We start from the raw sequence: 24420 nt of genomic DNA, 5'->3' as shown, positions 1-24420 counted from the left end.
CAATTCATGAAGAATAAAGTACTGTTAATTTTGGCATTGGCTTTTTTGATCAAAATTAATGCACAAGAAACTATTGTCTTTCCAAATCAGGAAAGAAGGGTTGTAACAACAGGGGTTCCTTTTTTATTAATTGCGTCTGATGCACGTGCTGCGGGTATGGCAGACATGGGTGTTGCTACCAGTGTAGATGCTTTTTCACAACAATGGAACTCATCAAAATATGCGTTTTCTGAAGCAAAATCTGGTATTGGGGTGAGTTATACTCCGTATTTAAGTAAATTGGTGAATGATATTTTTCTTGGAAATGTGTCTTATTTCAACAGATTGGATGAGCGAAGTGCTTTTGGAGCTAGTTTAAGATATTTTTCATTGGGAGATATCGAATTTGTTGAGAATGCGAATGATCAACCACGAATCCAAAGACCAAGTGAGCTTTCTCTTGACTTATCTTATGCGCTGCGTTTGTCAGATCAGTTTGCCATGTCTGTGGGCATGCGTTATTTACGTTCAGATTTAAGGATACAAGGTGTAGATGGTGATGCTTCTGCAGCAAACACTTTTGGCGTAGATATCTCAGGATACTATCAAAGTGAAGAACAAGCCTATTCTGATTATAACGGAAGATGGCGTGCAGGATTTGCTATTCAAAATATTGGTCCAAAATTCAAATATGATGATGGCGGTTTGGATAATTTCCAACCAACGAATTTAAGATTGGGGGCAGGCTTTGATTTTATTTTTGACGATTATAACAAAGTTGCTGTTACTGCCGAGGTTGCCAAACTTTTAGTGCCAACCCCGCCTATTTACGGCTATGTAGATGCTGACGGAGACCAAACACAGGCTTCGGACGGAAGCGAGCCAACCATTATTGTTGAGGGGAAAGATCCAGATGTTAGTTTTTTAACAGGGATTTTTCAATCTTTCGGTGATGCCCCGGATGGTTTTAGTGAAGAGTTGAAGGAGTTTACATGGGCTTTAAGTGCAGAATATACATATCAAGATTCATTTGCTTTTAGAACAGGTTATTTTAATGAAAGTGAAGATAAGGGTGCAAGAAAGTTTTTAGCCTTAGGAGCTGGCTTTAAAGCCAATGTGGTAAACATCGATTTATCCTATTTATTTTCGGCATCAAAAGTTCAAAGTCCGTTAGAAGGAACTTTACGTTTTTCATTGACATTCAACATTGGTGCAGGCGAATATTATGAGTATTAAAAAGATTTAAATAAATTTATTTTGAAAAACTATTGCCAAACGCAATAGTTTTTTTGTTTCAAAGAGTTTAGTATTTTTACTAAACAAGATTATCAATGAAAGAAATAAAAATAGAGTCTATACTTCAGGTGTTTCAAAGTTTGGACAAATTGCCGCCCGAAGTTTACAACCTAATGAAAAGTGCTGTAAAAGCAAGAGGGCAAGCTTATGCACCATATTCAAATTTTAGTGTTGGTGCTGCCATTTTATTGGATAACGGTGAAATTGTTTTAGGGAATAATCAAGAAAACGCCTCATATCCTTCAGGTTTGTGTGCCGAGCGAACAGCTATCTATTCAGCTGGGGCACAATTTCCAAATGCCAAAATTTTAAAAATCGCCATATGCGCTGGCTCGAAAATTACACCTACAAATAAGCCCATTCCTCCTTGTGGAGCTTGTAGGCAAGCTATTGCGGAATATGAAATCAAGCAAAAATCACCCATCGAAATTTATTTTATGGGTGAATCTGGAGCGGTGGCCAAATCAAAATCCCTAGAAAACCTATTGCCTTTTATGTTTGACAAATCGGTTCTATAGTCAAATCAAATCAGTCTTTTGTAATCGATTGAATTTTGAATAAAAATATCATATATTTAATTTCATTGGCAAATCTTTAAATTAGAAAGAAAGAAGTAAATTATTTGTATTTTTTTAACTTTAATGAAATATGGGTTTTTTCAATACAGCACAATGTCTTACTTTTGTATCTCGCTTGTTTAAACTATAATAATATTCCATGCAAAAAATCACAAAAGAGGTTTACCTCAAATGGTATGAAGACATGTTATTCTGGAGAAAGTTTGAAGACAAACTGGCTGCAGTATATATCCAACAAAAAGTAAGAGGATTTCTTCACTTGTACAATGGTCAAGAAGCGGTGTTGGCAGGAGCATTACACGCCATGGATTTGACCAAAGATAAAATGATAACCGCATATCGTAATCACGTTCAGCCTATAGGCATGGGGGTAGACCCAAGACGTGTTATGGCAGAATTGTATGGAAAGGGAACAGGGACCTCTCAAGGCCTTGGTGGTTCGATGCATATTTTTTCAAAGGAATTCCGTTTTTTTGGTGGCCATGGTATTGTTGGTGGTCAAATTCCTCTAGGGGCTGGTATTGCGTTTGGTGATAAATATCACGGTAGTGATGCGGTAACCTTATGTTGCTTTGGTGATGGTGCTGCCAGACAAGGCTCACTTCATGAATCATTCAATTTGGCAATGCTTTGGAAACTTCCTGTAGTATTTGTTTGCGAAAATAATGGTTACGCTATGGGTACATCGGTTGAAAGGACAGCAAACCACACAGAAATCTGGAAACTTGGTTTAGGTTACAATATGCCTTGTGGTCCAGTTGATGGTATGAACCCTATTAAAGTTGCTGAAGCTTTTGATGAAGCTATTCAAAGAGGTCGTCGCGGTGAAGGCCCAACATTCTTAGAATTGAAAACCTATCGTTACAGAGGGCACTCTATGAGTGATGCACAACATTATAGAACAAAAGAAGAAGTTGAGGAATATAAGAAAATAGACCCAATAACACAGGTTAAAGATGTTATCCTTGAAAAGAAATATGCTACAGAGGCAGATATTAAAGTAATAGATAAAAGAGTTAAAGATCGCGTTGCAGAATGTGAAAAATTTGCTGAGGAATCGCCTTGGCCAGAAAAGAATGTAATGTACGACGTGGTTTACGAACAAGACGATTATCCATTTATTCAACACAAATTATAAACTATGGCAATAGTAGTAAATATGCCGCGTTTAAGCGATACCATGGAAGAAGGTACCGTTGCGGCTTGGTTAAAAAAGGTAGGAGATAAAGTAGAAGAAGGCGATATTTTAGCTGAAATTGAAACTGATAAGGCCACAATGGAGTTCGAATCTTTTAATGAAGGGACGTTGCTCCATATTGGTGTTCAAGAAGGTGAAACAACTAAAGTAGATGAGCTTTTGGCCATAATAGGTGAAGAAGGTGAGGATATTTCAGGTTTGTTGAATGGTGGCGGTAGCGCTTCCGCGCCAGCTAAAGAAGAAAAAGCAGAAGAAGCAGCTCCATCAAATGAAGCACCTGAAACACTAAAAGAAGATTCTGGGTCAGCTGGTGAAGTTGAACTTCCCGAGGGTGTAATCATAGTTACTATGCCACGTTTGAGTGATACCATGGAAGAAGGTACGGTTGCAACTTGGTTAAAGAAAGTAGGAGATAAAGTTCAAGAAGGCGATATTTTAGCTGAGATTGAAACTGATAAAGCGACTATGGAATTTGAATCATTTCAATCAGGAACTTTATTGGAAATAGGGTTACAGGAAGGTGAATCGGCAAAAGTAGATTCGCTATTGGCCATAATTGGCCCTGCAGGAACTGATGTTTCTGGCATTGCAGCTAAATTTTCGGCAGCTGCACCTGCAAAAAAAGAAGAAGCTCCTAAAAAGCCGGAAGCTAAAGCAGAAGCACCAAAACCTGCTGCGACAAGTCCTTCAAAACCTAAAACGAGTGCACCTGCGCCAACTCCAGTTACAGAAAGTGGACGTGTATTTGTATCTCCTTTGGCAAAAAAATTGGCTGAAGAAAAGGGAATTAATTTAACCAAAGTGCAAGGTTCTGGTGAAAACGGTCGTATTGTAAAACGCGATATAGAAAACTACGAGCCAGCGGCAGGAGCTGCAGCAGTAGGTAAGTTTGTTCCTATGGGACAAGAAGATTTTGAAGATGTTCCAAACTCGCAAATGCGTAAAGCGATTGCTAAGTCATTAACCAAATCTAAATTCTCAGCACCGCATTATTATTTGGCTGTAGAGTTTGATATGGAAAATGCTATTGCTTTCCGCACGCAGTTTAACACAATTCCTGATACCAAAATATCATTCAACGATATGGTGGTTAAGGCTTGTGCATTAGCTTTAAAACAACATCCACAAGTAAACTCGCAATGGTTTGATGATAAAATGCGCTTAAACAACCATGTACACATTGGTGTGGCGGTTGCCGTGCCAGATGGATTGGTGGTACCAGTGGTGCGTTTTGCCAATGAACAAAGCTTACCTCAAATAGGTGTAGAGGTTAAAGAATTAGCCGGCAAAGCAAGAAATAAAAAATTAACACCGGACGAAATGTCGGGCAGCACATTTACCGTTTCTAACCTTGGTATGTTTGGTATTGATTATTTTACTTCGATTATAAATCAACCTAACTCAGCAATTTTGTCTGTTGGGGCAATTGTTGAAAAACCTGTGGTTAAAGAAGGAAAAATTGTTGTTGGAAACACCATGAAACTAACATTGGCATGCGACCACAGAACGGTTGACGGTGCCACTGGAGCACAATTCCTTCAAACATTAAAAGGATATATTGAAAACCCGGTGACTATGTTGGTTTGATAAAAAAGGAAAACACTATTTTAAATATAAAGCCCGTTTCATTTTTGAAACAGGCTTTTTTTTATCTTTAGTTTTTAAATCTTAAATATGAATAAAATCAAAAGCTATCTCACTATTATATTATTGATACTAACGGGCGTTTCTTGTAGTAAGGAAGAAAGAAATGAATCTGATTCAAATGCAATCTTAAAATTCGGCTGGTTTGCAAGTTCTACGTGTTCTGGTGATTGTGGTCAAATATATAAGATGAAAGATGGTAAAATGTTTAGAGATATAGATTACAACCAAATTGAAGGCGATGTTTTTGTAGGTAATTTTCAAGAAATGGAAAATGTTGATTACAAGAATTATGTTGAGTTATTTAATTTACCAAGCGAAATTTATAATGAACCCAATGGCTATTTAGAGTGTTCAGGCTGTTTAGAGGTGGATTCAGGTGGTTTTTATATTGAATACGAGTCGAGTACCATGCATAAATCATGGCGGTTTCGCAATGCGCAATATCCTACCTATATTGAGTCTTATAGAAGTTTACTGCTCAGTAAAATAGAAGAATTGAATAGTTTTTAAAAAAGTGTAAATGAATAAGTTTTTAGTTGTAGGGCTCGTTTATTTACTGTTGGGTTGTGGATTCCAAAAGCGGAATTCAGAAAATAGCATCAAAAATTCAGGGGACAAATTGTCGAAAAACGACATGAAATCAACTTTGGAATACTTGGCCTCTGATGAACTGGAAGGCAGGAAAACCGGAACACAAGGTATAGAGAAAGCGGCTGTATATATTGAAAATGTTTTCAAGAAAAACAAAATAAAGCCATATTTCGAGACTTACAGGGATAGTTTTAACCTTGATAGTATTGTCGGTTATAATATTGTGGGCTATTTAGAAGGGAATGACCCTAAACTAAAAAAAGAGTTTATTATTCTTGGAGCCCACTACGACCATATTGGAACAGCCAAAGCAGTTAATGTCGATACTATTGCCAATGGTGCCAATGATGATGCTTCGGGTACTGTTGCTGTTTTGGAGTGGGCAAAACACTTTTCCAAAACAAAAAACAATAAGCGGGGTATACTTTTTACTTTATATTCTGCTGAGGAAATGGGTTTGAAAGGTTCGGAGCATTTAGCAAATAGAATGAAAGCCACGAATACGAACCTATATGCTATGGTAAATTTTGAAATGATAGGCGTGCCACTTAAGGATAGGGATTATTCAGCATTTTTAACCGGATACGATGTCAGCAATATGGCTAATGTTTTAAATGGATATGTTGGGGAAAAGATTCTCGGGAAATCTGATATAGCCATGAAGTATGAATTGTTCAAACGATCGGACAATTATCCGTTTTATGAGCTGTTTAAAGTTCCTTGCCAAACCATTTCATCTTGCGATTTATCTAATTTTGATTACTACCATCATGTAGATGATGAAGCAGATAAAATAGATTATAAGCACATGGCTAATTTCTTAAACCAAATAATTCCTGCATTGGAAGGCATGATTAATGCACCAACAAAAGAAATAAAATTAAACAATGAGTAAAAACGTTATCATAACAGGAACAAGTAGAGGCATTGGGTTCGAGTTAGTTCAATTGTTTGCAAAAGCAGGACATAATGTATTGGCGCTATCTCGGAATGAAAAGCCAATCCGAGATTTGAATTTGGTTAACGTTACTTGTTTTTCTTTTGATTTGGGTGATGAAGGGGCATATTCAAAAGTTGAAATGTTTATCATCGAAAATTGGAAACAAGTTGATATTCTGATAAATAATGCCGGCAAATTGGTGAACAAACCTTTTTCAGAAATTACCATGCAAGACTTTGAAGAAGTTTATAAAACTAATGTCTACGGGGTTGCAGAACTCACACGAACAGTTTTGCCTTTTATGACTGATGGAAGTCATGTTGTGACCATAAGTTCTATGGGCGGTGTACAGGGCAGTATGAAATTCCCAGGATTGACGGCTTACAGTTCCAGTAAAGGGGCAGTGATAACACTTACGGAACTTTTGGCAGAAGAATACAAAGAATCAGGGATCTCATTTAATGTGCTGGCATTAGGTGCGGTGCAAACAGAAATGCTCCAAGAGGCTTTTCCGGGCTATCAAGCCACAACAACGGCCTCAGAGATGGCTGAATATATCTTTAACTTTTCGCTAACGGGGAACAAATACTACAACGGAAAGTTGTTGCAGGTTTCAAATTCTACGCCTTAATTGTTTTAGCGTTTTTTTTAGTATTAAGACGGAAAACGAGAATTAATTTTCAGAACTTTTTTTATTTTAGCTCGAATGAAGAATATTCTTTCTTTTTTGTTACTTATTTCAAGCCTAAACTTATCGGCTCAAATAACCTTAACCCATAATGTTGGAAATGCCCCAATAAATACTGGAATGATGAACTGTGAATATGAAGAATATTGGGCAAGAGCATTTACTCTTTCTGAATTTGGAATTACCACAAATGAGCAGTTTATCATTAAATCAGGGCAAGTAGCTATTAGTAATGCATATAATGGTGCCAGAGTTAGCTTTGGAATTTTAAGTATAGATGACCGATTTCCAAACTCCTCGCCTATTAGTATTGGCGGGGAAACCGTGGTTACGAAAGAAATAGGAAGCACTCCAGAAATAGTTGAAATAGTTTTCCAGACACCAATTGTTATTCCTGCTGGTGTAGAAAAAATCTTGGTTGTGGTATCTCAAGACAGTGACCCATACAATCCTGATTATAGAGAATTTATAATCGCGGGGACAGAAGAAGACAATGATGTCTCTTGGTTTAGTGGTTGTAGGGAATATTACAATTATATATCAACAATAGATTTAGCTGACCCAGTGCCAAATGCTAATTTTTTTATTAATGTTACGGGAGAGAAATTTAATAACAAGAGTTTGGGTGCTGTGACTACTTTAACGCATAATGTTTGTGATGTCGTTGTCAGGACTAATTTTCATTCTTGTTCTTCAGCAGAACAATCGTGGGCTAGACTTTTCGATATGGAAGATTTTGGTATATCGATTAATGAAGAATTTATTGTTAATTCTGGTCAAATAGGTATATCGAGTACAGGAGGTGGGGCAACGATAACTTTTAATATTTATGAAGTTGATGAAAATTTTCCAGATTCTTTTTCAGAAACTAATCTATTAGGGAGTAGTGAGACAATCCAAATCCCCTATATAAGTGGTTCAAATGATGTAACAAGAATTTTCACACTTAATTTTAGTCCACCAGTTGTTGTGGCCGCTAGTGTAAAAAAAATACTCGTGGTTTCCAGTGTAGGAAGAGTATGGGGAGATGGAGTTATTTTTCCAGGAGGCTCTCTTCAGGATAACGATGTTTCGTGGTATAAAGGATGTGCTAATGTTAATGGTGGTAGGCTGTATGATTTTGTCACCACTGAGAGTTATGGTTACCCAGATGCACGCTTTTACATCAATGTAACGGGAAATGTAAACCACGTAACCAACAATTTCGAAATGAATATATCCAATATTTGTTCAGAGTTTTTAAAGGAATTCAGTGTTGAAAAGAAGGAAGATGTAGCATCAGTAGTTTGGAATTTTGGAGATCCAGCTTCAGGTGTAACAAATACCTCAACAGATGTGTCGCCTTTTCATGATTTTTCAGAGGATGGAATTTATACCATAACAGCTACTGTAAAGGGCATTAATGGCATAACTGAAGTGTTAACAGAAACAATACATGTTAAAGAACCTCCAAACGCATATGGAATTAACAATATTTATGCATGTGAAGATAATTTCGCTACAGGTTTTTCTTCGTCTTTTGATGTTTCTACAGTTCAGCAACAAATTTTAGGTGGGCAAACAGATAAGTTGGTTACTTACATTGATGGTTCAGGGAACACATATAACGAATTACCAAATCCTTTTGCTAATACGGTTGCGAACACAGAAACTATTACAGTACGTGTGGCACATACCGACAACCCTTGCTGCTATTCTGAAATTACATTCGATTTAATTGTAAACCCATTACCTAATTTATCTGAAATAGCAGATTTGATAGTTTGTGAAAGCCAAACCAATGGCTTTGCTTTTTTTGATTTACAGCGGGTGAAGGACGATTTAATTGGAGGTAATTCGGGAATTGATATTGTGTTCTTCTATGAAAATGGTCAGCAAATACAAGAACCTTTAAACACTGTTGAAAATTTGGTTGCAAACGAAGAGATTATAACGGTTCGCGCCACAAATACTTCAACAGGTTGTAATAACGAAACAACATTTAAATTGAAAGTAAATCCTTTGCCAATAGCAAGTCCGTTGACCGAACTAGTGGGGTGCGATGATAATAATGATGGTATTTCGGAATATTTTGATACATCTAATGTCGAGGCTGAAGTTTTGGGCAATCAAACAGGTATGGAAGTGTCTTTTTATAATTCCAATGGTGATATGCTCAGTGGCCCTCTGCCTAATCCGTTTACTAACTCAAAACCAAATCAAGAAATCATTACTGTTAGAGTAACTAATCCGGTAACGACCTGTTATGTTGAAACATCTTTAGTTTTAAATACTGCGGCGCAACCTAGAATAGGTAAACCTGATTCAATTTATGCCTGCGATGAGGGCGATGGGTTTGGAAGCTTTGACACATCTTTAATTGAAAGCCAACTTATAGGCAACCAGAACGGACTCAGTATTTTTTATTTTGATGCTAATGGAAATTCGTTGCCTAGTCCATTGCCAATCAACTTCAAAAACTCTCAGTCGTGGATTCAAACCATTTATGTCCGTGTTGAAAACGCATTGAACAATCTATGTTATTCTGAAACCAATTTTGATTTAATTGTAAATGAATTGCCCTTTGTCAATATTGATGAAAAGTATTTTTTATGCAATTTGGAACCTTCGATGCACTTAGGCTTTCCTGAGGATTTTGATACATATAATTTGGAATATCAAGATGGAACAGTTATTTCAAATATTAATAAAGCTGATTTGGTCGAGGCAGGAAATTATGTTTTAACCGTTGGAGAAATCAAAAACGGAGTACAATGCGAAAACAGTTTCAATTTTGAATTAATACGTTCAGAACTTCCAAAAATTACTGATGTTGAATACAAAGAACTGTCCGATGATAATTTTATAAAAATTATAGCTTCTGGGGATGGTGATTTTGAATATTCAATTAATGGACTAGATTATAAAAACGATAATTTGTTTGAAAATCTTATTGGGGGTATATACACAGCCTACGTTCGGGATAAAAAAGGCTGTGGGGAAGATTCAAAAAAAGTCGTTGTGATAGATTATCCAAAGTATTTTACACCAAACGGCGACGGAATCAACGATTTTTGGCAAATAAGAGGTGTCTCCGAATTTCCAAACGCCCAAATACGCATTTATGATAGATATGGTAAACTACTGAAGCAAATTTTTGCAAAGAATGAAGGCTGGGATGGTACTTTTAACGGTAAAAAAATGTCTGCAGCAGATTATTGGTTTACGGTTACGCTTGATGACAACTACAAATTTTCAGGTCATTTTGCTCTGAAGATATAATGCGACTAAAAAAGTGCATTATTAAAGACTTTGTTTTTCATCATGAATCCTAAGCAAGTATATTTCATTTTTTCACTAACCTGGAACAACTACTACAACGGCAAATTGTTACAGGTTTCAAATTCTACCCCTTGATATCGTTTTAATTTAAAGGAAAGGATAAGCCCAAAGCCGCTGCACCATTAACATGTTCCACGGTTGGGTGAACGAAGTAAACAAAAGCAACTTCAACATTGTGTTTTGGGCCCAAGGCTAACCCAATAGTAAAAGGTATGTGGTATAATAATCCCTTAGCTTCTTTGTTGGTATCGGGAGTATAGGTTGTGAACGAACCAATTGAAGCTCCAATGCCAATTTCAACATAAGGAGCTATCCAAGGTATTGGGGCAACAATTCTTGCCTTGGTTCCCAACAGAAAGGCACTAGAGGTTACTTCAAATGCCCTTAAATTTTCTGAAGTTACATCTTCATTTGGCGATGTGGTGATGAATCCGGCGTATGGTCTTAAACCAAACCATGTTTTTAATCCTAAAACATATTCTCCTTGAATATAAAAACCTGAGCCCGCAATTTCGTAATCATCATATGGAACACTTACTCCAAGACCAATATTGGCATTGATGAAATTACCCTTTTGAGGCTGAGCTGTGATGTTGTTAACTAATAATACGGTGAATATTATAGAGATAAATAAGCAGTTAAGTTTTGATACCATGTGCATAAAATAAGAAGTACGAAATATCTCATTTTATTTTTAATCTAAATGATTATCAACATAAAAAAGTATTATTTTTTTCTGGCCTTATATTTATCATGCAACCCTTCGCCATTTAAAATTTTGGGTATGCAATTTTCAATTCTGTTCGCTCGTGTTTTGGCTTGTTTGGGTGCTGAAAAATATAAAATGTAACCTCGTTGTCTTCCCGGAGTTAGTGCCTCAAAGGTTGATTTTAGCGTTGGGTCTTCATCAAATTTTTGTTCCAATTCTTCGGGTATGGGTTCGGGGTTCTTTTTAAATTCAACGTTCAGTCCTGCTTTTTCTATTTCAATGGACTCATAAATATAAGCTTTAATGTTTCCTTCTAAGGTTTTTATTTGTTTGCTATCAGTAAATTTAATCAAGCGCACGGCTTGGGAATTCTCTCCAGGTTTGTCCAAAATATTTTTGGTGTCATCCAATAAAGCACCTTTAAAAAAACTAATAGAGCAATGGTTTTTAAAAGCACTAATCATGAGTACATTTTTTCCATTAAAGGTATAAGTAGGCATGCCCCACTTACATTCCTCGGTTAAACCACATTGCAATACCATGTGTCTTAACAGTTCCAATTCGTTTATCCATGTGTGGACTTTGCAATCTGGTGTTCCACCAAGTGAACAGCGACCGCAGCCTCTAGCTAAATATTCTTCTACACTTTGGGTCATAATGTATAGTTTGTTTTATTTCTAACGAATTTCAACATTTTTTCACACAAAGTCAAGTTTGTCTTTGTTGTAAAACCTTTATTTTAGCGGTAATGCAAAAACAACTTCAAAATTACATCCCAGCGACCTCATTATCCCTGGTTTTAAGTTTATTGGAACACGATAATTTGGTGGTGAAAATTAAAAAGGAACGCAAAACGCGACACGGCGATTATATGCTTCTGCCCAATGGGAAACATCAAATAACCATAAATTCGAACCTAAACCAGTATCGTTTTTTAATTACCCTTATTCATGAAATAGCTCATTTTGAAGCTTATAAAGCTTTTGGTAGATTTATAAAGCCCCATGGGGTGGAATGGAAAAAAACATTTCAGCGTTTGATGCTGCCTTTTTTAAACCCAGAGGTTTTCCCAAATAATTTATTACCTTTATTAGCGAAGCATTTTAGAAATCCAAAAGCATCGAGCGACACAGATGCGCCATTAGCCTTAGCTTTAAAGCAATTTGACGAACCAAGTAATAAAACGTACGTTTTTGAAGTACCTTTGGATAGCCATTTTAAATTATATAACGGCAGAATTTTTAAAATGGGCAAAAAACGTGTAAAGCGTTTTGAGTGTGTTGAGGTTAAAACAGGAAAAATATATTTGTTCAATCCCAACGCAGAAGTAGAATTGATAAACTAAAAAAATGAATAAAAATTATTACGCCATATTAATGGCAGGAGGGGTAGGGTCTAGATTTTGGCCAGTTAGCACACAAGATTTTCCAAAGCAATTTCATGATATGTTGGGAACTGGCGACACCTTGATACAAAAAACGTTTTACCGTTTAGCCCATCTCATTCCAAAAGAGAACATCTACATACTAACCAATGAACGTTACAATGATTTGGTTTTGGTGCAACTACCTGATGTAACGCAAAAGCAGGTGGTTTTGGAGCCAGCTATGCGAAATACGGCACCATGTATTTTATATGCTTCATTAAAAATCCAAAAGGAAAATCCTGATGCGGTTATGATAGTAGCGCCAAGCGACCATTGGATTGAAGACGAGCAAACCTTTTCCAAAAATGTAAAACAAGCGTTCGAATTTTGTTCAAAAAATGATGCGTTGATGACTCTTGGCATACAGCCAACATTCCCAAATACGGGGTATGGATACATTGAGTTTGATAAAACTTCTACCGAAACCATAAAATCGGTAAACCAATTCAGGGAAAAACCAGATTATGAAACCGCAAAAGAGTTTATTGCCCAAGGAAACTTTTTGTGGAATGCCGGAATTTTTATGTGGAGTGTGAATAGTGTGGTGAAAGCTTTTATGAGCAACCAACCCGCTTTGTACAAACATTTTGAAGCAGGAATTTCAGTCTATAACACAAATAAGGAAGATGCATTCATTAAAGAAAATTATCCGAATGCTGAAAATATTTCGGTTGATTATGCCATTATGGAAAAATCGAACAACGTATTTGTTATCGCAGCCGAATTCGACTGGAATGATTTGGGAACTTGGGGAAGCCTTTATGATAAATTGGATAAAAATGAAAACGGGAATGCTGTTGTAAATGCCAGAACTTTAACCGAAGATGCCTCAGGCAATATGATACGAACTAAAAAGGATAAAATTGTGGTGGTTGATGGCATCAAAGATTATATTATTGTTGACAAAGACGAAGTTTTGCTTATCTTTCCTAAGGCAAAAGAACAAGATATTAAGAAAACCCTCCAGAAGGTTAAGGACAAGTTTGGAGAGCAATACGGTTAATTATGAGCGAAGAAAATAAGTTTAACTTTTCAGAGGATGAGGAAGTTAGACAAGAAGTAAACGTCGAGAAATCTAAAGAGGAAATAAAAAAGGAGGCACGGGGCTTATTTGCCAGCGTCAAAAAGTTTTTAAGTGAACTCTTGGATTTTCGGGAGGACACCGATAGAGATGCTACCATATTGGCCATAAAGGGCGATATACCTTTTAAAGGAGCAACAGCCTGGATTTTGGTCTGTTCCATCTTTGTGGCATCTATTGGATTGAACGCTAACTCTACAGCTGTCGTCATTGGTGCCATGTTAATTTCTCCGTTAATGGGGCCTATTTTAGGCGTTGGTCTTTCTATTGCCATTAATGATATTGATACTCTTAGAAAGTCGTTAATCAATTTAGCGACTATGATTTCACTGAGTTTATTGACAGCATTTTTGTTTTTTTGGTTGTTTCCGTTAAGTGAAGATACTTCAGAACTTTTAGGTAGGGTTAAGCCAGACATCCGTGATGTATTAATTGCATTTTTTGGTGGTTTGGCACTAATTATTGCGCGAACTAAGCGGGGTACAATTGCGTCGGTTATTTTTGGTGTGGCCATTGCAACCGCTTTAATGCCACCCTTATGTACGGCGGGTTATGGTTTAGCAAAGGGTAAGTTTGACTACTTTTTAGGGGCCATGTACCTCTTTACCATCAATACCATTTTCATCGCTATGGCAACATTTATCGTGTTAAAGGTGTTGCGATTCCCGATGCTTAAATATGCGAACTCTGCCAAACGAAGACGCATATCCAAATTCGCTACAATTATTGCCATTGTGGTAATGGTTCCAGCGGTGTGGACATTCATTCAAGTACTAAACGAAAGTAATTTTTCAAGAGATGCCAGTAATTTTGTTGAAAAGGAATTGGCCGCCCTGCCCCATGCAGAGTATTTAAAAAAGAATGCTACTTATAAATACATTGATAAGGATAATTCAGTTATAGAGCTAAACACGTTTGGTTTGGATGAAATACCCGAATCTACAATAGCCCTTTTGCAAAGCGATATGAAGGGGTACAGTGCCCTTGTAAATACAAAGCTTATTGTTAACCAGAACCAATCTAAAAATTTAGATAATTTTAGGTATATGGAAGAGTTGCGTACTAGAGATTCCCTCGACTTATTATCGCAAACCCAAAAAATAGCCTTTTTGGAAAATAAGGTTAGGCAGCTTTCAAAACTGGAGAAAAATTATATTGATTTTGATGAACTTACCAAGGAAGTAAAGGTAAATTATGAAACGGTAGAACAGTTGTCTTATGCCAATGTCATTAATTCAAATTTCTCCAAAATGGACACGGTTTCGGTTTTTTCGGTTAAATGGGTTGATTCTTTAACTAAAGAAGACTTTAGAAAAAAGAACACAGAAAAAATTGAAAAATGGCTGAAATTAAAATTAGATTTAGATACGTTGGTGGTAAAGCGTGTTAATTGATTGATGCTAAAGTTATTTCGAAAAATCAGGCAAAAGTTGTTATCTGAAAATAGGGTCAACAAATATTTGTTGTATGCCATAGGCGAAATCGTTTTAGTTGTAATAGGTATTTTAATTGCCCTTCAAATCAACAACTGGAATGACAAGAAAAAGGAAGAAGCTTTAGAAATAAAAATCTTAAAAGAAATTCATTCCAACCTCGGGCATGATTTATTTGAAATTCAGGATGATATTCGAGTAATGGATAGTGTGGATTTGGCATCCAAAAGTGTCATCCATTTTTTAAAAACCAAAGACGAACCCACCGAAGATTTTTACAATGATGTTGCCATCATTAAAGTGGCGCCCCATTTTGACTCCAATAAAAGTGGTTATGAACTTTTGATATCAAAAGGCGTGGAAATCGTATCGAATGATAGTTTACGTGGGGCTATTTCGGTGCTTTATGAATCGGCATATTCCTATTATAACAAGTATGAAGAGGAACGGATTAAATTCAAAGCTGAACAAATCCACCCTGTTTTATTAAAATATTATACTGCCCATGTTAGGCCAGAATTCCTCTGGAAAAGTTCATTTTACATTGCGCCAGAAGACTATGTGCAAATGAAAAAGGAAGGTGAGTTTTTAAGGCTTGTAAATGGTGTGAATTTTGAAAATTATATGGTTCATAATAGGGCAGAGCGAACCAAAAAATACATTCAAGATTTGACGAAATTTATCGAGGAAGAGTTACACAATAAAGGCGTTTACTATTGATTTTCATCCAAGTACATTTTACGTACTTTTTTAAATAATTCTGAAGAATACACAAAATCGGTAACCGCTTGGTTATCAGTTTTAAAAATAGTCTCTTTTGAGCCTTCCCATTCTTTAAATCCGTTTTTTAAGAACACAATTTTTTCGCCTATTTCCATTACCGAGTTCATATCGTGTGAGTTTATGACAGTAATGATTTGGTATTCATCGGTAATTTCTTGAATTAAATTGTCTATAACAATGGCCGTTTTTGGGTCAAGCCCCGAGTTGGGTTCATCACAAAACAAATATTTTGGATTGTTAACTATGGCTCGCGCAATGGCTACACGTTTTTGCATACCGCCAGAAGCCTCGCTAGGCATTTTTTTATGGGCGTCATCAAGATTAACACGCTTTAAAACAAAATCGGCACGATCTTGCATTTCACTTTTGCTCATTTTGGTGAACATTTGTAGCGGAAACATGACGTTTTCTTCAATGGTCATCGAGTCAAAAAGGGCGCTACCTTGAAAAACCATACCTATTTCGGCACGTAAATTCCGTTTTTGGTCTTCCGATAGTTGTGAAAATATTTTCCCGTCATAGGAAATACTTCCTTTTTCATAGTCAAATAAACCCAATAAGCATTTTAAAAACACGGTTTTACCAGAACCACTTTGCCCGATGATTAGATTGGTCTTTCCTTTTTCAAAGGTGGTGCTAATGCCTTTTAAAATATGGGCATCGCCAAACGATTTATGTAAATCTTTAACCTCTATCATCAGCCTAACATCATTTCAGTTAATAAATAGTTCAGTAAAATAATAACAACCGATGTCCAAACAAAAGATGTGGTACTTGCTTTTCCAACTTCAAGAGCACCTCCTTTCATATAATAACCATAAAACGAAGGTATGGTAGCAAGCACAATGGCAAAAACAAATGTTTTTATAAAAGAGTAAAAAACATGAAAAGTATCAAAATCGGTTTGAATACCTAAAACATAATCTTCAAATGATGAATAGCCACCAAAAACACAAGCTGCCATTCCGCCCAAAATACCCAAAAACATACCAATGGCTATAGCAAACGGATATAACATTAAGGCCATGGTTTTTGGGAAAACCAAATAGTTTAAGGAGTTTATTCCCATAACTTCCAAAGCGTCAATTTGCTCGGTAACGCGCATGGTACCTATGCTTGAGGTGATGAATGACCCAACTTTACCGGCCATAATTATAGAAGTAAAGGTTGGTGCAAATTCCAAAATAACAGATTGCCTCGTGGCAAAACCGACCAAGTATTTAGGTATTAAAGGGTTATCTATATTTAACGCTGTTTGGATGGTGATAACACCACCAACAAAAAATGAAATAAAAGCTATGATACCAAGGGAACCAATGATTAGGTCATCTACGTCTTTTAAGATAAGCTGCTTCATAACCGACCATTTAGTTGGTTTACGAAACATTTCAGCAATCATTAAAAAGTAAGCTCCTATATTTTGCAGGTAGGTCATATATCAATTTGTCTGTGCTAAAGTAAAAAAAAGTTAGTGGTATTTAACTTTAATTTTAAATTATGATGTTTTTAAATCAGTATTTTTGAATCAAAATAAAGCTTAAATGAAAAAAGTAATATTGGCTATACTTTTGTTGGCCGTTGGGGTTTCTTGCAAATCCCAAACCCAAATCATTTCAAACAAAACGGAAATGGAGTTTTCAAACCCAAAATTGGTCGTCGGTATTGTGGTAGATCAAATGCGTTACGATTATCTCACTCGGTTTTACAACAAATACGGTGATGGAGGTTTTAAACGTTTGGTAAATGAAGGTTTTAACTGTAAAAACAACCATTTTAATTATGTGACGACAAAAACAGGGCCTGGCCATGCCTCAATTTATACGGGAACAACCCCAAAGTACCATGGCATTATTGGTAACGACTGGTTTGATAAAACTTTAAAAAGGGATGTGAATTGTGTAGAAGACAATTCGGTAAATCCAGTTGGAACGAATAGTAAAGATGGAAAAAAATCGCCCCACAGAATGTTGGCAACCACATTTGCTGATGAAAACCGGTTGTTTACCCAGTTTAGGGCAAAAACAATTGGCATATCCTTAAAACATAGGGGTGCTATTTTACCAGCTGGCCATACGGCAAATGCAGCTTATTGGTTGGATTATGAACATGACGGTAATGGAAATTGGATTACCAGTACATTTTATATGGAAGAATTGCCTAAATGGGTGGACGATTTTAACAAATCGGATATCACGGAGTCTTATTTTAAAGAATGGCAAACCCTATATAGCATTGATACGTATTCAGAAAGTGGCGATGATGTAAGTCCTTATGAGGGTGGATTTAAGGGGAAGGAACCTTCTACTTTTTCTTATGATTTGAAGGAATTAAGAAAAAACAATGGCAACTTCGACGTTATTGCTGAGTCGCCCTATGGAAATAGTTTAATAACCGATTTTGCCATTGCAGCCATTGATGGTGAACAATTGGGTCAAGATGAAATTACCGATGTTTTAACGGTAAGCTATTCCAGTACAGATAAAGTAGGGCATACGTTTGGGCCAAATGCTAAAGAAATAGAAGATACTTATTTGAGGTTGGATTTAGACCTTGAACGCCTTTTTAAAACTTTAGACAGTAAGGTTGGTGTTGGTGAGTACACGGTTTTTTTAACCTCCGATCATGGGGCGCCTTACGCTCCAGGATATTTACAGTCTAAAAGAATACCGGCAGGTCTTTTTGACGAAAGTGCCATGCGCAAGGAACTGAACGCATTTTTATTGAATAAACATGGTGTTTCCAATTTGGTATTAAGCAGAATAAATAACCAAATATTCTTTGACCATGAAGCCATCAATGAAAACAATTTGGATTTAGAAGATTTAAAGGAAGAAGTTGCCTTAAAATTATTAGAATACGAATTGATTGATAAAGTTTATGTAACCTCCGAAATTAATCAATTGGAAGCTCCCGAAGGTTATATTGAAACCCTGCTCTCCAATGGGCATAGCCAAAAACGTTCAGGTGAAGTTTTGTTTGTCTATAATCCTTCTGTTTTTAAAGACACCTCTTGGAACAGAACAGGAACTGACCACCATACTGGGCTAACTTATGACACCCATGTACCCTTATTGTTTTTTGGTAAAGGCATTAAACATGGGCAAACATTACAAAAAACGGAGATTACTGATATCGCGCCAACCATGTCTGCTCTTTTGGGTATTAGTTTTCCAAATGCATCTATTGGTAATCCACTGGAGTTTGTTTTAGAATAGTTAATAAGTTTAATTTTGTTGTAAAACACTAATGCTTCACAATAAATTTCTTAATGAATGATTTTGAATCACTGTTCAGGTTTAAAATATAAATACCATAAGCTAAACTTAATTTAAGTATTACCTTTCTATCTAGATTAGTTTCCTATAACAATTTTTCTTACCGTAGTTTGTTCCAAATCATTTGAAAGTTTTAAAAAGTATATTCCAGACGGGATATTTGACACGTTTATTTCTAAATTGTTTGTGTTTTTCAGGGTTTCATGTTTTATCAATCTGCCGTTTACATCACTAATTGAAATTTCAGATAGATTATTGGATGATGAGCTTATATATAATACATCTTTGGTAGGTATTGGCCATACAGAAATACTATTTTCGAAACTTATATCTTCAGTTGAAAGCGTTCCTTCCACCAATTGAATATTAGGGGCTGGCGGTGTATCCATACCGCCACCAAAATAAAAACCAAGATTTGGAGGCTGGTTATATGAATTCATTTGCCATGCAATAGCTGACCTGTAGTTGGGGTCATGCATTAACGTGTACATTCTTTGGTCAGTCGTGAAAGGCGTCACAAAAACAACCATGCCTGTATTGTCTGAACGTCTAAATATAGCTTCTTCGCGCCAATCACCCAAAATATCAGCCATAAGGCAAGGATTGGATTTAGTTCCATTATTGTCGGAAATAGGTGCTATATTATACAATGTGGCCACCCTGTCTGTCCCACTTCCATTCCATTTGGTTATTACCGTTCTGTCTAGTAATTCACGTTGCAAATCACCATCCCACCAAATGCCAAAATTCATGGTCCATCCATTTCCAGCTGTTGTTGGATATGTTGATGAAATTAAGGTTCCTGTACAGCTACGAAGTCCAGAACCATCCCAACCCCATATTTCCATACCTTTATAGTTTGGGTCTATATCGGCTGCCATACATCTTCCAATATCACCACTTGACCAATTTGCCCATTGCACTGTGCCATCGGCAGCATTTCTTAAGGCTAAACCCGGTACTGTTGTACCATTAGCGCTCTCCATGCAACTATAATATTCTAAACCAGGTATATCAGGATTAATATCTGCTAAATGCGCAGCGTCGCCATGACCAAAAGTGGTAGAGTAAAGGCCATTGCCATTTTCATCAATGCACATGCCTCCATAGGTGATTTCGTCCCTACCGTCACCATCAACATCACCGGCAGCTAGGTTATGGTTTCCTTCCCCGTGGTAGTCAGAGGCTACGCCGTTAGGGCTGCTATCCCAAGCCCATTCCTGTGTCAATTCACCATTTCTAAAATGCCATGCTTCAAGTTTTATGCGTTCATAAATACCTCTGCCAATTACAAAGCTTGGATTTACACCATCCAGATAGGCAACAGCCCACATGCATTTGGTAGCTCTATGGGCAAGTTGAGCAGTGTTTTGACCCGGTAGCCCCCATTGTGCGATTGGCATAAGACTGATGTAAAAATCCCACGCAATTTCAGCACCCGTTTCACCATCAAAAATTGATATATAATCTGGCCCGTAGCTTCTGTACCAAGAGCTATTTTGTACTGCTGAAGCACTATAATCGATGTATCCGTCTCCATCTCTGTCGCCAATATTATTGCCTAAACCGTCAATCATACCATCTGAAGTTCTGGTAGCAACTTCGGCTTTTCCATCATTATCAAAATCGTAAACCAAAAAGTTTACCTCTACCGCATTTATCAAATTAGGGCCCAAATTAATGGCCCACATAAAAGTGCCATCAAGTTCATATGCCTCAAGATAGTGATAATAGGGTCGGGTAGGAGACTGATCATTTGAGAGTCTTTTTACAACAATTTCGTATTCGCCGTCTCCATCCAAATCGCCAACAGAGGCATCATTCAGTTGATGGGTATTATAACCGCCATTTAGCTCTCTAACGGGAATAGTGAAAAACTCTTCTTGCAAACGATCAACACCTGCAGAACGTTCCTGCTCTGTTCCATTAATGACAGCAGCCACACTATATTGACCGGGAAAGAATGCTTGGGTGTCAGTATAATTTGAAACACTTAGGTTGGAAGCAATTAATGATGACCCTCTGTATACATTGTAGGTAGCATTCTGGGCGTATTCAACACCGGTAATTCGCCAACTTATTAATGCTGAACTAGGTCCGTTTTGCAGGGCAATTACTCCTCTGCCAAGGTTTTCCATGTAACGCTGTCCATAAAGTGTTAAACTGCAAAGAGTAATCAGAGCAAAAAGCAATATTTTATTGTATTTAAGTAATTTCATTTTTTGTTTAGTTTTTAAGTGTTAAAATTACACTTATATCAGAGAGCCGCAATTTACAATTCAATTAAAGAAACTCTATCCTGTACTTTCCTGATTTAAATTATATATCCTAAAGTGTCTATATTGGCGCAATTATAAAGATAAGAAAAAAATAAATTAAGGCTACTTCAGAATTCGATTATCGTTCCTTGATCTTAATTTATTTTGAGCAATTATAAAATCAAATCAAATGAAGATTTAAAGTTGTAAATATGCTGTTATTTGATAATCAGTCCAAAATCATCTATTTTGAGTTAAAAACCAAAAGGAGGTTGTTCTTTTATTTTTTGTTGAAATATTCCAGATTCCATTTATTGGGAAAGTCATTATAGCGCAGAACTGCCCATGTTTGTTTTTTGCACTCATTGCTAAGCTTATAATAATTAAACATTAGAACTATGCCTTTCTTAGAAAGATAAAAATCGGGAAATTGAAAAATCTTTTCGTTAGAATAAGAACACTCTGAATTATTTATTTCCTTTGAATAGGAATCATTTATATATTTTTCTATTTTTTTTCCAAAAACTTCACGTCTGTAAGTAAAATATTCTTTAGATCCATTACGAGGGGTTTTTCCTTCTCCCAGCCAAAGTAAATCTTCAAGACTTAATTTTTTAAGTGTTTTTAAATCCAGGGTTAAATACGTAGTAGAAGTATTTGCTCTGGTATTGCTAATATCACTTTTTATTGACTCTACCATACTGATTATATTAGGAGTAACATAGCTAATGTTTATTTTTGTTTCGTAATATTTATAACTATAGCCGTTAAGTATATCATTTATAAAAAACCGTTCAAGGTAATTATTAATTTTAACCATTGTTGAATCTGAAAACCCCTCAATGATTCGGAATAATTTAATTTGGGATCCTGTTTCAGTGAGCCATTCCATTTTTATCCCGTTTTTGAACTTTTGAATCGATGTTGATTCATATTTTATATCACTAAGCAGACTATAATCATACGGCGATAATTCCTCTCTTGTTGTTTCGTTCTTTATGGCATGAGGTTCAGATTGAATTATTTTAATAGGGTGCAGAAAAACCTTATGAATCTTTCCGTCGGGAGTTCTTTGTTCCCCTGACCAATTATTCAACGAATCTTCAGTTATAACAATATGCTCAAGTAAGTCTCGATTTTTTGTGTCTAAATTGTATCGCAACAAATTGAAACAAAAAGTAATAGAATCGTATTCTACCTCCAGATAGTTAGATTTTTTTTCATCACGGAATGAGTATCTGCCACTATAATATCCATCAATATCAAGAATTTCCATAATTATTTCTCTATTACCTATAGTGCCTTCTAAACTGTATACCTTTTCTTTATGAGCTAATGCAGTAACAGGTGTAAGAGTAAATAATAGATATAAAAGAAATACTTTTTTAAAATTTGTCATAACAAATAGTGTAGTGAACTTTAGTTTATAGTTCAACAATTAATAATTAAAAAACAGAGTGGTCATTTTGTTTTAAGCTGAAACTCCAGAGCTTTATTTTTATTGTTCATAGATGGTATCAAGGTTGGTGCTTTAGCTAACCAAACTTTTTTAACACCCCTTTCCTCCGCAAATTACTGATAAATTTACCTTATTCATGATTCATAAATGCTATTTGAAAAATGGGTGGTTTGTAATTGGAAGTTTGGCCATAGGGTGAAAATCTCCAGTTAAGGCTTCTGGTTTTGTATGTCTTAAGTTATATGCTAGTTCTAACGATTTCAAGGTTTCGGAAACATTGAACCCATTCCCTGAGAGTATGTTTTTGTAAGATAACGTGTGTAAGTCTGTAAAACCATCACTAAATTCAAATTTTTCACTATCAATGGTTATTTCTCTGAAGGTGCGCTTTCCATTTTTCTTAGCCGATTCGGGTAAAACCTGTTCATTTATAGACAAAAACCAGCGAATGTTGGCGTTTTTCAATTGGAGAACTCCAGAGGCTCTATCGTGTTCCATGAGGTGAACAGTGTTTTTAACAACATCACCAAAAATCCAAATAAGCATATCAAAAAAATGTATACCTATGTTCGAACAAATACCGCCAGATTTTTCCAGAGAACCTTTCCATGAGGCATAATACCAATTGCCTCTTGAGGTAATGTATGTCAAGTCAATGTCATGAATTTTTTCATTGGATTGGTTGGCAATCTTTTCTTTTAAGGCAACTATTGAAGGATGTAAACGTAATTGCAAAATTGTATTTATTTTATTCGAAGATTGCTGTTCCATAACCATTAACTTCTCTGCGTTCCATGGATTCAAAACCAATGGTTTTTCACAGATGGCATCGGCATTATTTCTTAGGGCAAACCTAATATGGGCATCGTGCAAATAATTTGGTGTACAAATTGAAACAAAGTCAACAGGCTCTTCTTTTTCCAGTCTTAGTTTTTCCAGATGCCTATCGAAACGCTCAAACTCAGTAAAAAAATGGGTTTTTGGGAAATATGAATCTATAATGCCAACACTATCATTTGGGTCGAAAGCCGCAACAAGTTCATTGTTGGTTTCCTTAATTGCCTGTATATGTCTTGGAGCTACAAAACCTGCAACTCCCATTAAAGCAAACTTTTTCATATTCCTATGGGGGTAATTGTAGAATTATTCAGTTGATATTTTTCTCCACTTTCTGGGCAAGCAGCTACATCGTTATTTTCAAAAAAAAGTCTATGCCCATTTTTGCTTACCCAACCTATTTGTTTACCGGGGTTTCCAATAACGAGGGCATAGGGAGCAACGTCTTTGGTGATGACCGAACCTGCCCCGATCATGGCATAAGCCCCTATTCTGTTCCCACAGACAATAGTTGCATTAGCTCCTATTGTTGCGCCTTTTTCTACATAGGTTTCCATAAATTCTTCTTTCCGAACTATAAAACTTCTTGGGTTAATGACGTTGGTGAATACCATTGAAGGGCCCAGAAATACATCGTCTTCGCAAATAACTCCAGTGTAAACAGAAACATTATTTTGAATTTTTACACCATTACCAATAATAACTTTGGGAGAAATGACCACATTTTGGCCAATATTACATTGGTTTCCAACTATGGAATCTTTCATGATATGTGAAAAATGCCAAATTTTAGTGTATTCACCAATTATGGATGATTCCTCTATGACAGCAGTTGGATGTGCAAAATACTTTGTTTTATTGCTCAAGTTAAAATGATTTTTAAATAAAATGATTTTTGGTTACAAACCCTAAAAGTACGGA

22 protein-coding genes are annotated in these 24420 nt (G+C 36.2%); 13 read left to right on the top strand and 9 right to left on the bottom strand.

The annotated features are described in order from the left end of the window. The first annotated feature begins 6 nt into the window (after nucleotides 1-6). From porV to WJN01_RS01415, 8 genes are all read left to right on the top strand, one after another. Nucleotides 7-1215, top strand: a complete 1209-nt coding sequence (gene porV / locus WJN01_RS01450; protein ID WP_445195380.1) for a type IX secretion system outer membrane channel protein PorV — start codon at nucleotides 7-9, stop codon at nucleotides 1213-1215. A 95-nt stretch (nucleotides 1216-1310) separates the two neighbouring features. Next, nucleotides 1311-1793: a cytidine deaminase gene (cdd, locus tag WJN01_RS01445; RefSeq protein WP_445195379.1), complete on the top strand. Its 483-nt coding sequence runs from the start codon at nucleotides 1311-1313 to the stop codon at nucleotides 1791-1793. Between the two features lie 199 nt (nucleotides 1794-1992). Further along, complete coding sequence (gene pdhA, locus WJN01_RS01440; RefSeq protein ID WP_445195378.1) at nucleotides 1993-2991, top strand: pyruvate dehydrogenase (acetyl-transferring) E1 component subunit alpha; 999 nt, start codon at nucleotides 1993-1995, stop codon at nucleotides 2989-2991. Between the two features lie 3 nt (nucleotides 2992-2994). Beyond that, on the top strand, nucleotides 2995-4638 hold the full coding sequence (locus WJN01_RS01435; RefSeq protein ID WP_445195377.1) for a pyruvate dehydrogenase complex dihydrolipoamide acetyltransferase: 1644 nt from the start codon (nucleotides 2995-2997) through the stop codon (nucleotides 4636-4638). A gap of 87 nt (nucleotides 4639-4725) precedes the next feature. Then, nucleotides 4726-5208 (top strand): hypothetical protein, encoded by a 483-nt coding sequence (locus WJN01_RS01430; protein WP_445195376.1) that lies wholly within the window; start codon nucleotides 4726-4728, stop codon nucleotides 5206-5208. A gap of 10 nt (nucleotides 5209-5218) precedes the next feature. Next, nucleotides 5219-6184, top strand: a complete 966-nt coding sequence (locus WJN01_RS01425; RefSeq protein ID WP_445195375.1) for a M28 family metallopeptidase — start codon at nucleotides 5219-5221, stop codon at nucleotides 6182-6184. Continuing rightward, entirely contained in the window at nucleotides 6177-6860 is a 684-nt protein-coding gene (locus tag WJN01_RS01420; protein WP_445195374.1) for an SDR family NAD(P)-dependent oxidoreductase, read from the top strand. Before WJN01_RS01425 ends, WJN01_RS01420 begins: the two co-directional genes overlap by 8 nt. Nucleotides 6861-6935: 75 nt before the next feature. Next, the gene (locus WJN01_RS01415) at nucleotides 6936-10178 is read left to right on the top strand and encodes an FIDD domain-containing protein (RefSeq protein ID WP_445195373.1); all 3243 of its coding nucleotides are present in this window, start codon (nucleotides 6936-6938) and stop codon (nucleotides 10176-10178) included. 142 nt (nucleotides 10179-10320) lie between these two features. Here the strand turns inward: WJN01_RS01415 and WJN01_RS01410 are convergent, their stop codons facing one another. Together WJN01_RS01410 and WJN01_RS01405 are read right to left on the bottom strand one after the other, a co-directional pair. Beyond that, a complete protein-coding gene (locus WJN01_RS01410) occupies nucleotides 10321-10893 on the bottom strand; it encodes a hypothetical protein (RefSeq protein WP_445195372.1) in 573 nt (190 codons plus the stop codon). A 71-nt stretch (nucleotides 10894-10964) separates the two neighbouring features. Next, on the bottom strand, nucleotides 10965-11603 hold the full coding sequence (locus WJN01_RS01405) for a YdeI/OmpD-associated family protein (RefSeq protein ID WP_445195371.1): 639 nt from the start codon (nucleotides 11601-11603) through the stop codon (nucleotides 10965-10967). Nucleotides 11604-11695: 92 nt separating this feature from the next. On the opposite strand from WJN01_RS01405, the gene WJN01_RS01400 reads away from it, so the two are divergent. From WJN01_RS01400 to WJN01_RS01385, 4 genes are read left to right on the top strand one after another with little or no spacing between them, the layout of a single operon-like run. Next, nucleotides 11696-12292: a SprT-like domain-containing protein gene (locus tag WJN01_RS01400; protein WP_445195370.1), complete on the top strand. Its 597-nt coding sequence runs from the start codon at nucleotides 11696-11698 to the stop codon at nucleotides 12290-12292. Nucleotides 12293-12296: 4 nt separating this feature from the next. Further along, complete coding sequence (locus WJN01_RS01395) at nucleotides 12297-13376, top strand: mannose-1-phosphate guanylyltransferase (RefSeq protein WP_445195369.1); 1080 nt, start codon at nucleotides 12297-12299, stop codon at nucleotides 13374-13376. Nucleotides 13377-13378: 2 nt separating this feature from the next. Then, nucleotides 13379-14848, top strand: coding sequence for a DUF389 domain-containing protein (locus tag WJN01_RS01390; protein ID WP_445195368.1), 1470 nt, complete (start codon nucleotides 13379-13381; stop codon nucleotides 14846-14848). A gap of 3 nt (nucleotides 14849-14851) precedes the next feature. Further along, the gene (locus WJN01_RS01385; RefSeq protein WP_445195367.1) at nucleotides 14852-15607 is read left to right on the top strand and encodes a DUF6090 family protein; all 756 of its coding nucleotides are present in this window, start codon (nucleotides 14852-14854) and stop codon (nucleotides 15605-15607) included. Here the strand turns inward: WJN01_RS01385 and WJN01_RS01380 are convergent. Together WJN01_RS01380 and WJN01_RS01375 are read right to left on the bottom strand one after the other, a co-directional pair. Continuing rightward, nucleotides 15601-16368 carry an ABC transporter ATP-binding protein gene (locus WJN01_RS01380; protein ID WP_445195366.1) on the bottom strand — a complete coding sequence of 256 codons (768 nt, stop codon included), beginning with the start codon at nucleotides 16366-16368 and terminating at the stop codon, nucleotides 15601-15603. The genes WJN01_RS01385 and WJN01_RS01380 overlap by 7 nt on opposite strands. Continuing rightward, entirely contained in the window at nucleotides 16368-17105 is a 738-nt protein-coding gene (locus WJN01_RS01375) for an MlaE family ABC transporter permease (RefSeq protein ID WP_445195365.1), read from the bottom strand. The genes WJN01_RS01380 and WJN01_RS01375 overlap by 1 nt, the downstream gene beginning before the upstream one ends. A gap of 106 nt (nucleotides 17106-17211) precedes the next feature. Between WJN01_RS01375 and pafA the strand changes: the two genes are divergently transcribed. Further along, nucleotides 17212-18885, top strand: coding sequence for an alkaline phosphatase PafA (pafA, locus tag WJN01_RS01370; protein WP_445195364.1), 1674 nt, complete (start codon nucleotides 17212-17214; stop codon nucleotides 18883-18885). A 28-nt stretch (nucleotides 18886-18913) separates the two neighbouring features. Here pafA and WJN01_RS15440 read toward each other — a convergent pair whose 3' ends face one another. The 5 genes from WJN01_RS15440 to WJN01_RS01350 form a co-directional block, all read right to left on the bottom strand. Beyond that, the gene (locus WJN01_RS15440; RefSeq protein WP_508493502.1) at nucleotides 18914-19006 is read right to left on the bottom strand and encodes a T9SS type A sorting domain-containing protein; all 93 of its coding nucleotides are present in this window, start codon (nucleotides 19004-19006) and stop codon (nucleotides 18914-18916) included. Nucleotides 19007-19022: 16 nt separating this feature from the next. Further along, a complete protein-coding gene (locus WJN01_RS01365; RefSeq protein WP_445195363.1) occupies nucleotides 19023-21164 on the bottom strand; it encodes a rhamnogalacturonan lyase family protein in 2142 nt (713 codons plus the stop codon). Nucleotides 21165-21483: 319 nt separating this feature from the next. Next, nucleotides 21484-22602: a hypothetical protein gene (locus WJN01_RS01360; protein ID WP_445195362.1), complete on the bottom strand. Its 1119-nt coding sequence runs from the start codon at nucleotides 22600-22602 to the stop codon at nucleotides 21484-21486. A gap of 210 nt (nucleotides 22603-22812) precedes the next feature. Continuing rightward, a complete protein-coding gene (locus tag WJN01_RS01355; RefSeq protein WP_445195361.1) occupies nucleotides 22813-23781 on the bottom strand; it encodes a Gfo/Idh/MocA family oxidoreductase in 969 nt (322 codons plus the stop codon). Next, nucleotides 23778-24365, bottom strand: a complete 588-nt coding sequence (locus WJN01_RS01350; protein WP_445195360.1) for an acyltransferase — start codon at nucleotides 24363-24365, stop codon at nucleotides 23778-23780. The genes WJN01_RS01355 and WJN01_RS01350 overlap by 4 nt, the downstream gene beginning before the upstream one ends. Between the last annotated feature and the right edge of the window lie 55 nt (nucleotides 24366-24420).

Source organism: Tamlana sedimenti, from assembly GCF_038148895.1.
Lineage (GTDB): Bacteria > Bacteroidota > Bacteroidia > Flavobacteriales > Flavobacteriaceae > Tamlana.
This window is presented reverse-complemented; position numbering and strand designations above follow the sequence as displayed.

What these genes read in the sequence shown, in the direction of transcription:
- WJN01_RS01395 (WP_445195369.1), top strand. Translation starts at nt 12,297, where the DNA reads ATGAATAAAAATTATTACGCCATATTAATGGCAGGAGGGGTAGGGTCT.
- porV (WP_445195380.1), top strand. Translation starts at nt 7, where the DNA reads ATGAAGAATAAAGTACTGTTAATTTTGGCATTGGCTTTTTTGATCAAA.
- WJN01_RS01415 (WP_445195373.1), top strand. Translation starts at nt 6,936, where the DNA reads ATGAAGAATATTCTTTCTTTTTTGTTACTTATTTCAAGCCTAAACTTA.
- WJN01_RS01380 (WP_445195366.1), bottom strand. Translation starts at nt 16,368, where the DNA reads ATGATAGAGGTTAAAGATTTACATAAATCGTTTGGCGATGCCCATATT.
- WJN01_RS01425 (WP_445195375.1), top strand. Translation starts at nt 5,219, where the DNA reads ATGAATAAGTTTTTAGTTGTAGGGCTCGTTTATTTACTGTTGGGTTGT.
- WJN01_RS01410 (WP_445195372.1), bottom strand. Translation starts at nt 10,893, where the DNA reads ATGGTATCAAAACTTAACTGCTTATTTATCTCTATAATATTCACCGTA.
- WJN01_RS01405 (WP_445195371.1), bottom strand. Translation starts at nt 11,603, where the DNA reads ATGACCCAAAGTGTAGAAGAATATTTAGCTAGAGGCTGCGGTCGCTGT.
- pafA (WP_445195364.1), top strand. Translation starts at nt 17,212, where the DNA reads ATGAAAAAAGTAATATTGGCTATACTTTTGTTGGCCGTTGGGGTTTCT.
- pdhA (WP_445195378.1), top strand. Translation starts at nt 1,993, where the DNA reads ATGCAAAAAATCACAAAAGAGGTTTACCTCAAATGGTATGAAGACATG.
- WJN01_RS01365 (WP_445195363.1), bottom strand. Translation starts at nt 21,164, where the DNA reads ATGAAATTACTTAAATACAATAAAATATTGCTTTTTGCTCTGATTACT.
- WJN01_RS01420 (WP_445195374.1), top strand. Translation starts at nt 6,177, where the DNA reads ATGAGTAAAAACGTTATCATAACAGGAACAAGTAGAGGCATTGGGTTC.
- WJN01_RS01400 (WP_445195370.1), top strand. Translation starts at nt 11,696, where the DNA reads ATGCAAAAACAACTTCAAAATTACATCCCAGCGACCTCATTATCCCTG.
- cdd (WP_445195379.1), top strand. Translation starts at nt 1,311, where the DNA reads ATGAAAGAAATAAAAATAGAGTCTATACTTCAGGTGTTTCAAAGTTTG.
- WJN01_RS01375 (WP_445195365.1), bottom strand. Translation starts at nt 17,105, where the DNA reads ATGACCTACCTGCAAAATATAGGAGCTTACTTTTTAATGATTGCTGAA.
- WJN01_RS01435 (WP_445195377.1), top strand. Translation starts at nt 2,995, where the DNA reads ATGGCAATAGTAGTAAATATGCCGCGTTTAAGCGATACCATGGAAGAA.
- WJN01_RS01360 (WP_445195362.1), bottom strand. Translation starts at nt 22,602, where the DNA reads ATGACAAATTTTAAAAAAGTATTTCTTTTATATCTATTATTTACTCTT.
- WJN01_RS01390 (WP_445195368.1), top strand. Translation starts at nt 13,379, where the DNA reads ATGAGCGAAGAAAATAAGTTTAACTTTTCAGAGGATGAGGAAGTTAGA.
- WJN01_RS01385 (WP_445195367.1), top strand. Translation starts at nt 14,852, where the DNA reads ATGCTAAAGTTATTTCGAAAAATCAGGCAAAAGTTGTTATCTGAAAAT.
- WJN01_RS01430 (WP_445195376.1), top strand. Translation starts at nt 4,726, where the DNA reads ATGAATAAAATCAAAAGCTATCTCACTATTATATTATTGATACTAACG.
- WJN01_RS01355 (WP_445195361.1), bottom strand. Translation starts at nt 23,781, where the DNA reads ATGAAAAAGTTTGCTTTAATGGGAGTTGCAGGTTTTGTAGCTCCAAGA.